The sequence below is a fragment of the Desulfitobacterium sp. genome (assembly GCF_982384815.1).
The window spans coordinates 1-14352 of the sequence record NZ_CEVWNY010000076.1 but is presented as its reverse complement, the minus strand read 5'-3'; the positions used below and the strand labels follow the sequence as shown (position 1 = coordinate 14352).

Below are 14352 nucleotides of genomic sequence, written 5' to 3'. Positions count from 1 at the left end.
ATGGATGGGAGCTATATAAAGATACAGACCATTATTTTTACCGAAAAGTGATTGATGACGGAAATTTAAAGCGCACAAAAATCTCTAAGGGAACAGGTGAAATTCCTTACCAGCTATGGAGGGAAATATTAAAGAAGCAGCTTCAAGTAGATGAAATATACTTTAATAGTAAGATTTAAAAAAGACGGGTAATTCCCAATGACATTGGGGCAATTCCCGTCTTTTTCTCTATGCTATGAATATAAAGTATAAGATAAACAACAAACCGAGCACATACATAATCGGATGGACTTCTTTAAACCGTTTTTGAGCTATGAGGGCTAATGGATACAGAATAAAGCCAAATGCTAAACCCATTGCTACACTAGAGGTAAGTGGCATCATAATAATCGTTAAAAAGGCCGGTATGACAACCTCCATTTTCGTCCAATTAATATTGCGGATATCCATTGCCATTAAGGACCCAACGATGACTAGAGCCGGGGCTGTAACCTCTGTGGTGATGACGGATAAAATAGGCGAAAAGAGCAAGGCAATGCCAAAGCAAAGAGCAATAATTATCGAGGTGAAACCGGTTCTGCCGCCAACTGCAATCCCCGAAGAGGATTCAACAGTAGTTGCAGGAGTAGACGTTCCCAAGATCGCACCGATGGCACCGGCAGAAGAGTCCGCGAGCAGGGCTCTGCCTATTTTCGGAATTTCATTATTCTTCATGATTCCTGCTTGGCTGGTAAGAGCGATTAAGGAACCGGCCGTATCAAAGAAGGCAACAAACAAAAAGGTGAAGATCACCGCCAATACTTGAGGAGTAAATATCTGTGGCAGGTTCATGAAGACAACGCCAAAAGTTGGTTTAAGGCTTGGTATTGTACCGATTATGGAAGTTGGCATTTTAATCAATCCCACAACCATACCGATAATCGTTGTCATGACCATCCCATAGAAAATCGCTCCATTGATACCGCGAACTAACATAACTATGGTGACGATCAGGCCGATGACGGACAATGCCGTGGTCGGTGATGTTAAGTTTCCCAGGGTAACATAAGTATCCGGATTAGCAACAATAATTCCCGCATTTTTAAAACCGATAAAGGCAATGAAAAAGCCAATCCCGCAAGCAATCGCATGTTTCAAATCCTCGGGAATAGCATTAATGATTTTCTCCCGGATTTTCATTAAGCTCAAAATCATAAAAATAATTCCGGCAATAAAGACACTGGTTAAAGCGATTTGCCATTCTATTCCCATCCCGATGCATACAGAAAAAGTAAAAAATGAATTCAGCCCCATACTCGGAGCAATAGCGATAGGATAATTAGCGAGCAACCCAATAAGTAATGTACCTATGATAGCAGTAAGCGCAGTTGCGGTAAACACAGCACCCTTATCCATGCCCGCTTGACTAAGAATAATGGGGTTTACCACCAAGATATAAGCTACAGAAAGAAAGGTTGTTACTCCGGCAAGTGCTTCCTGCTTAAAGGAAGTTTGACGATCGTTAAACTGGAAAAAGTCCCTCATGATGTCCTCCTCTTTTGCTAGTTGACCAGTTTAGTATTCCCTTGCTAAAAGAAAAAACTTTAGCGCACCGCCAAAGTTTCATCTACAAAAAGAAAAAATAATTACGCATGAGCATGTACATATTTTCCCTTTCCTTGTAGACGAGCTATTTCCGGTAGCCGGTAGAAACGTTCAAGCCAATTCTTGAACTTATACAAGGTATTACTATGATCTTTTTAAATAATAGAAAGATCATATCAAGGTCCAGTCGAAACGTCAATAAATTTCTCGATATTTGTCAATTTGTGTCGATAATTTAGACTAGTCCCGGCCAAAAACAATGGATAAAAATATGTATATTCACATGCAGGATAACGCATATTACCAAAAGATAGGGAGGTAATCGAATGCCGGAGATTGATGCGCTGGTAGATGCACGCAAGTTTGAACCCAAGGACAAGCATCCAGTGATCCTTAAAACCTTCAACACCTTATTCCCCGGAGAAACGATGGAATTGATTAATGATCATGATCCAAAACCATTACACTATCAATTCTTAGCCGAATACCCCGAAAAATTCGAATGGGAGTACCTTGAGCAAGGACCAGAAGTATGGAGGGTTGCTATCACCAAAAAAGAGTTATAAAACCAATTGTATAGGGGAGACCGGTGGTCTCCCCTATACTTTAATTTAGGCATGAGCTTTAGGCTTGAGATTTGCCCTCAATTTGTTCTTCAGAATCAGCCGCCCCACTAGTGAGTTGTTTTACCAGCTTTTCCAGATCAATGCCGGATACACTATTGAGCATTTCCGGAGCAGTTGCCATAAGGGTCGTAACATAATTGCTCAGCTTAGCAGCTCCTTGCCCATGGCCGGTGTCAACAACAGTGAGTTTATCGATGGATTTTAACGGTTCGGCAATCTTTCCGGCTAGTTCAGGCAGCATTTTGACGATGATGTCCAGTACGGCAGCCTGCCCGAATTTTTCAAAGGCTTCGGCTAGTTTCTCTTTAGCCTCTGCTTCGGCCAGACCCTTAAGTCTCACTACCTCGGCTTCTGCGGAACCTTTCGCCTTTTCGGCCTCGGCAATTGCCAGACCATCCAGGCGCTTTTGTTCGGCATTAGCTTTGGCTTCGGCCTCAATCTTATATTTAAGGGCATCTGCTTCCCGCATTCTTTTGGACTTATCGGCCTCGGCAGCTTGTTCAACCGCATACCTATCCGCGTCGGCTTTTTTCTTGACCTCCGCATCATACTGCTTCTCACGGCGTAGAATTTCTTTTTCCTCAAGTTCAATCTCTTTTTCTTTTTTGACAATAGAAACCTTCATCTGCTCGGCCGTAACCTGTTGCTGGGAACGGGCCTCTTGAATATGATAAGCTTGGTCTGCCTCAGCCATAGCCGTATCCTGATCTTTTTTAAAGGAGGCCACTTTTAGTTCTTTTTCCTTAGTTGCTTCGGCAATGCTTGTATCTCTGAGCAGTTCGGCTTTCTGACCTTCCTCATCGGCCTTGGCCTTCAAAATCCGGGCATCACGTACTGCTTCCGCTTCCGCAACTTCGGCATCCCTCTTTACCGCAGCAATCCTCGGCTTACCTAAGGCTTCGAGATAGCCGTTTTTATCGCGAATATCTTTAATCGTAAAGGAGACGATCTGCAATCCCATTTTCCTTAGATCTTTAGCTGCTGAACCTTGGACCTCCTGGGCAAATTTCTCTCGATTACGGTAAACTTCCTCAACCGTCATCATCCCCAAAATTGCCCGCAAATGTCCCTCCAATACTTCCTGGGCTTCCTGACTTAAAGCTGAAGACGGCTTGCTTAGGAATTGTTCCGCGGCCGTAGCCACATCTTCAACGGAACCGCCAATTTTAATAATTGCTACTCCATCAGCCATGACGGGAACCCCCTGTTCCGTATAGACCTCCGGAGTGGTTACATCCAGCTTGTGGGACAGTAAGGATATGAATCTCGCTTGCTGGAAAATTGGGAGGATGAACGCTCCGCCACCACGAATAATCTTAATCTTGCGGCCCGATTCGTCGGTATGAACATTTTTGTTACCTAGATAAGACCCGGTAACGATCATGGCCTGATCCGGCCCCACCGTCTTATACCTAGCCCAAAAAGCCAGGCCGAGAACAATAATGACCCCTAACACAACCATGGGAATAATCAGTAAATCAAACATTCCATCTCCTCCTCATTCTTCATAAGGGAAAACATAAAGTATGCCGTCTTTTATTTCCCCAACCACTACCCTAGCGCCGGTGGGTATTTCGGACCGGTCAAGACCGGCCGCAATTTGGTTGGTGTTACCAGCTCCAACTCTAAGGAGCACTTCTCCATATCCCCCCACCGGAATTGAGACAGTCACCTCACCAATTTTACCGACAAGGTCTTTCATCGAAAACCCCGTAGAGTTTTCACTGTTTTTCATGGGCTTTACATAAGCAAAATAAACCAAAATAGAAAGAGCAATAGCAATCATCAAGGAAAGTATCGCGGCGGGAACAGCTTCCATGTGCGTATAGCGGCTTAACATAATCCCTGAGCCGCCAAAGATGGTTATGCCCCCGATCAGTACCATTGGGTGCAGAAAGTCCAGATGGTCAAAGGACAAAAAGTCGAAGAAACCACCAAGTAAATCGCCCAAAATATCACCAAAGATAATACTAACCAGGGCAAATAGTACTCCGCCAATTAAGCATATCCAGTAAACCTCAAGCACAGTCTTCCCTCCATGCGGAAATGAACTTTTGCGTAGTTCCTAATCTTTTCTCACCGTAAGATTTGCCTTTAAGGCAGCTAATTCTTTTTCAATTTCTTCATCTTTTCCTAATGATTCCAGCTCCCTGTCAAGGTTAGACTCTTTAAAGTCTCCCACTACCTTGGCTTCAGCCTCCATTTGCAGGATCTTATCCTCCATCCTGTCAAAATTTTTGCGACTACTATCCTTACCCAATCCGCTCATAACCCCATAGATATCTTTTTGGGCTTTCGCTGCTTGGGCCCTTGCCACCAAGGTATCTCGTTTATTCTGTAATTTTTCATATTCGTTTTTCATTTCTTTCAGCTCTTGCTTTAGTTGATCCGCCACAGAGCGGCTACTTTCGTGTTGGGTGCGGTATTCTTCGGCCTTGGCTTGATGGATTCTTTTATCTTCCAGGGCTTTCCGGGCTAGATCTTCGCGATCCTTCTTTAGCGCTTCAATGGCCTGGGCCTCACGTTTCTCTACAATGGCCATAGCGTCCTCAAATTGAGCTTTGAACTTCCAAGCCACAGCCAATTGCTTGGCCACTGCAGCTTCCGCTTCGGTAATGTCCTCCTCCATATCCCGTAAGTATTGATCCAGCATTTTTTCCGGGTCCTCCGCTTTATCCAGCAAACTGTTCAGATTGGCTCTAATGTTGTCACTGACCCGTTTAAACAAACTCATAAGTACTCACTCCTTCAGATTAATCCTAATAAAAAGTTTTTCTTTTATGTCTCACACAAGCAAATCAGCTAATTACTACTATATTTCTCTATCTTTGGTAATAATCCTTTATTATATCCTGCTAATGTTTAAAATTGGTAAGAAAACATAAAAAAAGTAAAAATGCCGGGTGGAAGGTCCCGGCATTTATTAGTCACTTATGGCTATCTTTGCTTATAATCCGTATTCAAGTTTCATTTTTTCGACATGCTTGTAATGATCGGTATGCTCTAATTTTGAAGCTGCCGCTTCGTCAAGGACAACCGTGATGTCACCGCTGTGCAGCTGTATTGCCGAGGCAGTGATTTGAGAAGTAATTGGGCCTTCCAGGCATTTGGCCACAATCTCCGCTTTCTTAGAGCCGTTAACAATCATTAAAATGTTCCTAGCATCCAGTATGGTGCCAATTCCCATCGTAATAGCAAAATGGGGCATCTGGCTCCGCTCAATATGGGCTTTTTTGTAGAAGGCTTCGTAATTGTCATCAAGGGTCTGCGCTGTCAATGCCTGCACTCGGGTTCTTGACCCAAGAGAGGAGCCGGGTTCGTTGAATCCCCAATGTCCGTCACCACCAAGTCCCAATAGTTGTAGATCAATACCCCCGGCCTTCTTAATTTCTTCCTCATACCACAAACAAAATTCTTTCGGCTCTTTAGTCAGGCCATCGGGTAGATGAATATTTTCCTTTTTAATATTGATATGCTTGAACAGTTCCTCGTACATGAACCTAGCATAGCTTTGATCGATATGATAGGGTTTGTCCAAATCCATACCCTCACCCAGGTACTCATCAAGATTGAAAGTTCTTACCTGGGAGAAGTCCAGACCTTCCCTGTGCAATCTAATTAATTCCTTATAGGTGCCGATGGGTGTGCTTCCGGTTGCCAAGCCTAATACGCAGTTCGGCTTTGATCTTATATAACCGGCTATAATCTCTGCAGCGTATTTGCTCATTTGTTCATAATTTTCTCTGATGATAATATCCATACTCTTTTCTCCTACATCCTCATAATACGTGATTGAAGCCGTTAACATAAACTAATCATTTTGGCTCTCAATAAATTATATAAGAATTTTTTTCGGAGATAAATAGTTTTTTCAAACAAAAATTCCTTAACCAACCTGTTACATTTGTATGCCATTGAGCTGGGTTGAATTCTGATTTTGCATTTTCTTAAATTATGATGACTCCCTTATTCAGTCTTAATGGCTTCCAGAGCGCTAAGCTTCATGGCCCGTCGGGCAGGGTAATAGCCGGAGACCAGCCCAATAAAGATACTAAAGCCTATTACTGCTATCACAAGCCAAAGAGGAATGATGGATATTTTACCGTCTCCTCCCCCCATACCCATCAGAAAATTAGCCTTATTGCCGATGGTATTAAGTAACAGAGACAATAAATAGCTGATACCTATCCCTAGTAATCCGCCCAGGAAGCCAATCATCCCCGCCTCAAAAAGGAAGAGTCGTTTAATGTCTTTTAAAGAAGCTCCGATTACTTTCATGATCCCTATTTCTTTGGTTCTTTCATAGATGGACATGATCATAGTATTGGTAATACCTAGGGCAGCCACTAATAGTGAAATTGCCCCAATTCCCCCCAGAATTAATTGAAGGGTATTTGACTGTTTTTGAACGGATTCCAGAATATCATTTAAACTGAAAGTCTGGAAGCCCATTTCCTTAATGGCGTTTTGCACACTTTCCACGTATTTGATATCTTCGACCTTGACCTTGGCCCGTTGGTATTTTAACTGTTGGGCCAGATTTTGTTTGGACATGGCGTCGTTACCGGTTTGGTTCTTGGCATTATCCTGAATTAGCTTTTTCAGCTGGTTTATATCTATATAAGTAACGTAATCACTATCCATTTGACCTTCTTGTAAAAGGCCCACTACTTTTACCTTATATAATTGAGGTGTACGCCGGTTGGCATTCAGTTCGTCGGGCGGTCTTCTCATCCCATAGCTTAGATCAAAGGTTAAGGAGATTTTATCCTTTAACACATTAACCTTAGGTTCTCCCTGGGAGGGCCCCCTAAAACGCCAGGGGTCGCGGGCTTTGGGATCGACAAAATTATAAACTGTCTGTCCCCCCATAACAATATTAAGGCCATCGTCCTTTTGAAGCAGTCGTCCTTCCTTCACATTGGAAACAAAGTAGCCCATTGTTTCAGGATAAATACCCCGAACCGGCATGTCGGCAACATATTTTCCTGAGACTATTCTTACATAGCTTTCTATTTCCGGCGTTACAGCCTCTACCCCCTCAAGCTGCCGGAACTTAGCAATGACCTTATCTTCGAGGGTTGCGGCACCGCTCCCTCTTCTGCCGCCCATGCCGTAGGGACCTCCATCATAAGACTGCATAACCTCAATTACGGTCACACTTCCCATACTGGAAATCTGCCCTTTAAAGGACTCTTGCATACCAAAGCCTAAAGAAAGCATGGTTACAATAGCTGCTGTCCCGATGACAACACCTAAAACGGTTAAAAGAGTCCTGGTTTTTCTTCTAAGTAGATTACCCAAACCCATTCTTACAAGATCAATGCTATTCATCTAGGGTTAGACCTTTCTTTCTATGGATAAGCTTTTTGAATACTCCTTTTTTTAACAAAACTATCACAACAATTATCAATCCCAGGGCGCCTAACCCTAGCCAAAGCATTTTTTTAGAAACCACTCCCGGCGGTTTCATCCCCCCCTCAGGGTCAAATCCCGGGGGTATCTCCGGAATAGGCATTTCTATAACATTTAGAGTAAAAGCCTTTCGTATTTCCACATGCTCACCGGTTGGGTCATCATAGGAGATAATTAGGGCACCTTCGTGGCTACCTGGGGCATTGGGAATCAGCATCCCTTCAAAATAATCGCTGGCACCTATATCAAGATTACCCACATAGTAAGAAGCGTTCTGGGTGTCAAAATCCCCTTCCAGCTTAAGCATCAAATTATTCAGCTTTGCCTTACCGGTATTGTAAAAGTCAAGCGCAACCGGTGTAGGTTCTCCCAAAAACACCTCCGGGGGTAATGTAAGCTCGCTGGTCTCCAGCTTCAGCTGTTGGCTGACCGGGATGCCAATCAGTTCCTTGGCCTCATAGGGTTCTCCATTTTCATCTTCATACTCAAAATTAGCGGTCAAGGTATAGGTTTTAGGAACGGCATCTGGTATAGTATAAAATTCAAGGATTTTACGATAAGTACCCTTAGGCGGAATCGAGTCAATATAAATCGTGTTGCTGCTGTTAGCAGGAGTAAAGACATTGCCGCTGCTGTTGGCTCCGCCATCGGGAACGGTAAAGAAAACCTTGATATTGCTCACGGTTTTATCAGGACTGGTATTGAGAAACGAAAGATCTAAGCTAAAGTTATCCCCGGCTTTTACGATAGCCGGGTTACTGCTGTACTGATTAAGAATAATCTTGGGAACGGAGTTTTTACTTACTCCGTTTTCCACATCTACGAAAAAATGATGGTCGTCGGCATACTCCTTACCACTCTGATCCTTGTATTCTATCTTGGCTGTAAGTCCGTAGTAACCCTTGCCGATTTTACTGGCGGGTAGAAGGGAATAACTGATTACAGCCTCACCGTTACCATCGATCTTAGCTATGCTTCTGAGATTGGAATCCTGATAAAGTCCTAAACCATCATCCTTTAGCCCTTGCAGAGTAACTTTCACATCCTGGGCGGGAAGGCTGCCGAGATTGGAGATTTTAAGCTGGGTATTGATAACATCTGCAGGGGGACCTTCCTTGTCGACTAAATTAGAAGTTGCACTAAGACTCAAACGGGGTGGTGTATTAGGTTTGGCTACTTTTACATAAAAGGGATGTTCATCCACATATTCCTTGCCGCTCTTGTCCTTGTATTCTAATTTGACAGTTAATCCGTAATTACCCTCGTCGACTATTCCGGAGGGTCGCAGGGCATAACTGACTGCTATCCCTCCTTTGCCATCGATAAAAGCTGCGCTGCGTAGATTAGAATCCTGATAAAGTTGCAGGCCATTATCCTTGAGCCCCTGGAGTGTGATTCTTATATCCCGGGCCGGCAGTGTACCAATGTTGGTTATCATGAGCTGGGTATTCATTACATCGGCAGGAGTGCCGGCATCCCTTTCCAAGCTGTTAACTGCACTGACACTTAGACGGGGAGAAGTATTGACATTCGTGACCTTTATGTAAATTACATCGGAGGGGGGTGAAGTATTTCCGCCAAAGTAGTCACCAAAAGAATTATAATATTCAAAGTTAAACTTAAGTGGATAGACCTTTTCCTCAGCATAGGGAGAAATATCTAAGGAATAGAAAATTACATCTGTACCGTTGGGGATTAATTCATCAAGAAAGGTAGACGGACTATTACTGGTAAGAAACGGACTATCCGCGTCCAGTTCAGGTTTAATTCGGATGTTTTTCGCCGTGTAGAAAGATGTGTTCTTAATATGTAAATTAATCCTTAATGTCTCCCCTGCTGTTCCGGAAACAGAAACACTGTTGGCAAATTGGATAATAGGCTTATATTTCGAGGTATCCACAGGAACATCTTCTGCGGCAATCAGGAAAGGTGGTGATATTGCCATTTGTAGAAAAAACGAAAGGACTATACATAATGTAATTAAACCCTTTCCGGTTCTTAGCTTGCTCCATTGCTTTGGTGTATTCTCCATACTGTTTTTGCTCCCCCTAATCCATATCTGTTAATTTCTATCACTGAACTAACCTTAAAAAAAGATCCTTCGCTTTCGCTCAGGATGACATTACGCAATGTCATAATGAACAGAAATGGTTGTCATACTGAACGCAGTGAAGTATCTTTACCCACTACTTTCTCACCATCTACCGACGCTGCACCGCGGCATGGGGGTCTACTCTCTATTCGTTCTATAGTCCCATCCCGAATAAATATCACCTTGTCCATGTAATCGGCTATCTCCGTTTCATGGGTGACTAGGACTAGAGTCTGCTTATTTTGCTCGGCGAAGGAAGTAATCAGTTCCATTATTTCTGTGGTAGTGCGGGTATCAAGATTACCGGTAGGTTCATCGGCAAAGACTATTTCGGGATTCCCTACAAAGGCCCGGGCGATGCCAACTCTTTGCTGCTGCCCGCCGCTCATTTGTGAAGGCTTATGGTGTAATCTGTCCTTAAGGCCTACTAACTTTAACATATTAGCCGCTTCTTTTTGTCGCCTAGCTCTCGAAACTCCCTTGAAGATAAGAGGCATCTCGACATTTTCAAGTGCTGTAAGGGTAGATAATAAATTATAAGACTGAAAGACAAAACCAATATGCTTTTGCCGGAAATTGACCAGCTGTTTTTCATTCATAGCCTCCACATGCCGGCCTTTAATCAGGATCTGACCTTTGGTTGGCTTTTCTAGGCCGGCCATTAAATTAAGTAAAGTTGATTTACCTGACCCGGAGGTGCCCAGCAAACAGCAAAAATCCCCCTGCTCAATGGTGAGATTAATATCTTTAAGGGCATTAACCCGTTCTGTACCCATTTGGTAAACCTTGCTAACTCCTTGCAGTTCGATGATATTTGACAAGTCATAGCCTCCTTTCAGGAATATCATACCATTAATATAATATATTAAGTGATAATCAACAACAGCAACATCACTTTATTCCGTTCCCACTTTTAACAGGCATAAATACCGCCAATTTTATCCTCAACAGACCCTTAAATTTGAATAACAAACCGTACCGCTTCTAATAATAGGGGGACAAGAAAATCTAAGAATATAATTAAACCTCATTCCTCCTTGAATTGGGTTTAATAACAGTTCACATAAGAAATGCTGATCTAACACATACTTACTTTAACATGCTTATAAGGAGGTGTTGCCCATGACTACTATACATAAACCCAATAGATTAGCCAAGGAAAAATCACCGTATTTGCTACAGCATCAGTATAATCCAGTGAATTGGTATCCTTGGGGAGAAGAAGCGTTTGATAAAGCGAAAGCCGACAACAAACCTATTTTCCTTTCTATTGGGTATTCGTAGTTGTCTACCGTAACCGACATGCCATTGGTGCCATGTCATGGAAAGAGAATCCTTTGAAGATCATGAGGTGGCAGAACTTCTGAATCGTTACTTTATCTCTATTAAAGTAGACCGGGAGGAGCGTCCCGATATTGATCATATTTACATGGAATTCTGTCAGGCCCTCACCGGCTCCGGGGGGTGGCCATTAACGATATTGATGACCCCTAATGATAAAAAACCCTTCTACGCCGGTACTTACTTCCCCAAGAAAAGCCGCTACGGAAGGCCCGGCATCACGGATGTTCTAACCCAATTGGGTGAGCTCTGGCAAAAGGATGAACAGAAGGTTCGCGACTCGGCAGAGAGCATCTATAATGCCGTTACTTCAAGGGAAGCCCCCCCTCCGGATTCATTAACTACTTCTGGGGAAGATGACTTTATTCCTTGGGCCAAGGAAATCCTTGACACGGCTTTTCAAACCTTTGAGAAATCCTTCGATAGCCGCTACGGAGGATTCGGTCGGGCACCTAAATTCCCAACTCCCCATAATCTGAGTTTTCTGCTTCGTTATGCCCACGATCACGGTCAGGATCTAGAAGCCCAACGAGCGGTCAAAATGGTCGGAACTACCCTTGATCGGATGGGACAAGGAGGAATCTATGATCATATCGGCTTTGGCTTTGCCCGCTACAGTACGGATCGTCAGTGGCTTGTACCTCATTTTGAAAAAATGCTCTATGATAATGCCTTATTGTCAATTGCGTATTTAGAGTGCTACCAATTCCGGCATAACCCTCAAGATGAGCAGAAAGCCCGGGAAATCTTCGCCTATGTCCTCCGGGATATGACGGACCCAGAAGGAGGGTTTTATTCCGCAGAGGATGCTGATTCAGAGGGGGTGGAAGGCAAATTCTATGTCTGGACTCCCCAAGAGATTATTGAAGTTCTCGGTGATGAAAAGGGAAAGCTATATTGCCAAGCCTATGGCATAACTAAGGAAGGTAATTTTGAGGAAAAAAACATCCCGAATCTCCTGCATACAGATTGGGGTATTTTAGCCAAAAAACTAGGAAGATCAAATGCTGATCTCTTAACGGAGCTGGAAGAATGCCGCCAAAAACTTTTCCAAACTAGGGAAAAAAGAATTCATCCCCATAAGGATGATAAAATACTCACCTCTTGGAATGGGCTCATGATCGCCGCCCTTGCCAAAGGTGCCCAAATCCTAGGGGATAGTGCTTATTTGGAAGCAGCCGAAAAAGCCGTCTATTTTATTAAAAGAAACCTTTATATCAATGAGCGGTTGTTAGCCCGATATCGTGACGGTCATTCGGCCCATTTCGGCTATCTAGATGATTACGCTTTTTTAGTCTGGGGACTCATTGAGCTTTACCAGGCTTCCGGAAAAAAAGAACATTTGGAGTTTGCTTTAAAATTGCAAAGGGAACAAGACAACCTGTTCCGCGACACACAACAACATGGTTATTTCTTAACCGGTAATGATGCGGAAGAATTGCTGATCCGTCCTAAAGAAATCTACGATGGGGCCACTCCCTCAGGCAACTCGATTGCCACGCTTAATTTAATTCGCTTTGCCCGACTGACAGGGGATGCTGAGTGGGAGCAAAAAGCTAACGAGCAGCTTATGGCCTTTAAAGCAAATCTATCATCCTACCCTTCCGGATATACTGCCTTTTTACAAGCAATTCAGTTTGCCCTTAGCGAAAGTCGTGAAGTGATTCTGGCCGGTTCTCCACAACACCCCGAAGTTACGAATATGAAGAATACGGTCTTTGAGGAATTCCGCCCCTTTACCACCCTTCTCTATCAGGATGGTACCCTTACGGATCAAATTCCTTGGTTAAAGGATTACCCTCTCGATCTACAGCTGGCCACTGCCTATGTGTGCCGGAATTACACCTGCCATCAGCCCGTTCATTGCGCTAAAGACCTTGCCTCCTTACTGTGAGACAATTTCTCTAGCCGCTTTACCTGTCATATGTTCGATTTTAACTTCAATCAAACATACTCTATCCCATTCTTTTTCTATTTCTTGCAGCCCTTCCTCAATATAGTCAGGTGAATATTTTTCAACTAAACTCTCGAGGGCATATCGCCTATCGGAAACATCGGTAAGTATCCTCGCTCTACCAAAGACGGAAACACTTCGAAAATGGGTAGTAAAAGTTTTTTGGATTACTTCGTCTTTTTCTATCACGCAAAATGTTACTTTATCATTCCTTTTTATGCTGTCAATCTTATGCCCTTGTTTTGCACTATGAATAAAAAGCTTACCTTCTTTAAGAGCGTAACTTACCGGGACAGTATACGGGTAGTCATCGTCACCACATACACCTAAAACTCCGGAGGTACATAACTTAAGAATTTCAATTGTCTCATCCTCAGATAATAATTGCTTTTTTCTTCTCATCTCTCTAAACATAATTACACCTCTAATTCCTTCGTTATTTATGGAGATCTTCTAGTCATAAAAAGTTGAAATATAGCCAAAAATGGCAAACGAATTATTCGCTAATTCATCTACCATTTTAATTGCAAACTATGGTCTTTGCACCTAAAAATCAAAATTTATCTATTCTCTATACTAAGAATCATTATCGAGGGGTGTTCCGCTAAATTATAATCAACGGGGGCAATTAAACGAGCATCCCCTTCATGGGTCATGCGAACATAAGGGCGGGTAGGGAAGCTGGGATTCTGCTTTACCACATTACCCCGTAGCCCGTTGCTAAGGCGAACCCCTGAACCAATAGGATAAGGAGTTATGCAATTGGTAAAAGTATTCTTCACTACTTTAGGTTCAAAGAGTTTGTCTGAATTAGCAACCACATATTCATATGCCTCATATGGCTGAAGAGCATTACGATAAACCCTCTTACTGGTTAGTGCCTCATAAACATCCGCCACTGCCGCCAGTCTTGCATATTCATGGATCTGTGTTCCCTTCAGTCCTCTTGGATAACCGCTGCCATCCCAACGTTCTTGGTGCTGTAAGGCAACATGGGCAGAAAGTAAATTGATGTCTTGATTCTTTCTGAGAATTTCAAATCCATACTCCGTATGCTTTTTAATCTCCTCGAATTCTTCCGCCGTAAGGGGGCCTCTCTTGTTAAGAATCTCTTGGGGAACCTTAATTTTTCCTACATCATGCATCAATACCCCCATACCAAATTCTAATAATTTACTATTGGGCCAGCCCATAGAGATTGCCATAATCAAAGCGATAATTGTAGTATTCACTGAATGATGAAAAGTATAATTATCATAGCCCTGAATATCCATGACATTACCTAACAGATCCCGGCTGTAAAGAAGGTCACTGATAATATTCAGCACCGCCGTCTTAAC

At 43.0% G+C, this 14352-nt stretch carries 11 protein-coding genes, 1 pseudogene and 1 riboswitch; of the genes and pseudogenes, 2 read left to right on the top strand and 10 right to left on the bottom strand.

Translation table 11 applies throughout. The annotated features are described in order from the left end of the window. Positions 1–228: 228 nt before the first annotated feature. Entirely contained in the window at positions 229–1524 is a 1296-nt protein-coding gene (locus AC1U9U_RS11390) for an NCS2 family permease (RefSeq protein WP_479960683.1), read from the bottom strand. A 117-nt stretch (positions 1525–1641) separates the two neighbouring features. Next, positions 1642–1741: riboswitch (purine riboswitch) on the bottom strand. 169 nt (positions 1742–1910) lie between these two features. Here AC1U9U_RS11390 and AC1U9U_RS11385 point away from each other — a divergent pair. Continuing rightward, a complete protein-coding gene (locus tag AC1U9U_RS11385; RefSeq protein ID WP_479960682.1) occupies positions 1911–2150 on the top strand; it encodes a DUF2249 domain-containing protein in 240 nt (79 codons plus the stop codon). Between the two features lie 58 nt (positions 2151–2208). Here AC1U9U_RS11385 and AC1U9U_RS11380 read toward each other — a convergent pair whose 3' ends face one another. From AC1U9U_RS11380 to AC1U9U_RS11350, 7 genes are all read right to left on the bottom strand, one after another. Further along, complete coding sequence (locus tag AC1U9U_RS11380) at positions 2209–3696, bottom strand: flotillin family protein (protein ID WP_479960681.1); 1488 nt, start codon at positions 3694–3696, stop codon at positions 2209–2211. 12 nt (positions 3697–3708) lie between these two features. Then, positions 3709–4236, bottom strand: coding sequence for an NfeD family membrane protein (locus tag AC1U9U_RS11375; protein ID WP_479960680.1), 528 nt, complete (start codon positions 4234–4236; stop codon positions 3709–3711). 39 nt (positions 4237–4275) lie between these two features. Next, positions 4276–4944 (bottom strand): PspA/IM30 family protein, encoded by a 669-nt coding sequence (locus AC1U9U_RS11370; protein ID WP_479960679.1) that lies wholly within the window; start codon positions 4942–4944, stop codon positions 4276–4278. A 213-nt stretch (positions 4945–5157) separates the two neighbouring features. Beyond that, positions 5158–5970, bottom strand: coding sequence for a glucosamine-6-phosphate deaminase (nagB, locus tag AC1U9U_RS11365; protein WP_479960678.1), 813 nt, complete (start codon positions 5968–5970; stop codon positions 5158–5160). A gap of 206 nt (positions 5971–6176) precedes the next feature. Continuing rightward, positions 6177–7544, bottom strand: a complete 1368-nt coding sequence (locus AC1U9U_RS11360) for an ABC transporter permease (protein WP_479960677.1) — start codon at positions 7542–7544, stop codon at positions 6177–6179. Continuing rightward, a complete protein-coding gene (locus AC1U9U_RS11355) occupies positions 7537–9657 on the bottom strand; it encodes a COG1361 S-layer family protein (protein WP_479960676.1) in 2121 nt (706 codons plus the stop codon). Before AC1U9U_RS11355 ends, AC1U9U_RS11360 begins: the two co-directional genes overlap by 8 nt. A 122-nt stretch (positions 9658–9779) precedes the next feature. Next, positions 9780–10538, bottom strand: a complete 759-nt coding sequence (locus tag AC1U9U_RS11350; RefSeq protein ID WP_479960675.1) for an ABC transporter ATP-binding protein — start codon at positions 10536–10538, stop codon at positions 9780–9782. A 301-nt stretch (positions 10539–10839) separates the two neighbouring features. Between AC1U9U_RS11350 and AC1U9U_RS11345 the strand changes: the two are divergent. Beyond that, a pseudogene (locus AC1U9U_RS11345) lies at positions 10840–12952 on the top strand (thioredoxin domain-containing protein). On the opposite strand, the gene AC1U9U_RS11340 reads toward AC1U9U_RS11345, so the two are convergent. Together AC1U9U_RS11340 and AC1U9U_RS11335 are read right to left on the bottom strand one after the other, a co-directional pair. Continuing rightward, the gene (locus tag AC1U9U_RS11340; RefSeq protein ID WP_479960674.1) at positions 12944–13426 is read right to left on the bottom strand and encodes a pyridoxamine 5'-phosphate oxidase family protein; all 483 of its coding nucleotides are present in this window, start codon (positions 13424–13426) and stop codon (positions 12944–12946) included. The pseudogene AC1U9U_RS11345 and the gene AC1U9U_RS11340 sit on opposite strands and share 9 nt — an antisense overlap. Before the next feature lie 146 nt (positions 13427–13572). After that, positions 13573–14352 (bottom strand): HD-GYP domain-containing protein (locus AC1U9U_RS11335; RefSeq protein WP_479960673.1); only part of this gene is annotated, 780 nt, incomplete at its 5' end.

Bases quoted from the DNA above. Each gene is read 5' to 3' on its own strand.
- AC1U9U_RS11390 (WP_479960683.1), bottom strand. From the start codon at position 1,524: ATGAGGGACTTTTTCCAGTTTAACGATCGTCAAACTTCCTTTAAGCAG.
- AC1U9U_RS11385 (WP_479960682.1), top strand. From the start codon at position 1,911: ATGCCGGAGATTGATGCGCTGGTAGATGCACGCAAGTTTGAACCCAAG.
- AC1U9U_RS11380 (WP_479960681.1), bottom strand. From the start codon at position 3,696: ATGTTTGATTTACTGATTATTCCCATGGTTGTGTTAGGGGTCATTATT.
- AC1U9U_RS11370 (WP_479960679.1), bottom strand. From the start codon at position 4,944: ATGAGTTTGTTTAAACGGGTCAGTGACAACATTAGAGCCAATCTGAAC.
- nagB (WP_479960678.1), bottom strand. From the start codon at position 5,970: ATGGATATTATCATCAGAGAAAATTATGAACAAATGAGCAAATACGCT.
- AC1U9U_RS11360 (WP_479960677.1), bottom strand. From the start codon at position 7,544: ATGAATAGCATTGATCTTGTAAGAATGGGTTTGGGTAATCTACTTAGA.
- AC1U9U_RS11355 (WP_479960676.1), bottom strand. From the start codon at position 9,657: ATGGAGAATACACCAAAGCAATGGAGCAAGCTAAGAACCGGAAAGGGT.
- AC1U9U_RS11340 (WP_479960674.1), bottom strand. From the start codon at position 13,426: ATGTTTAGAGAGATGAGAAGAAAAAAGCAATTATTATCTGAGGATGAG.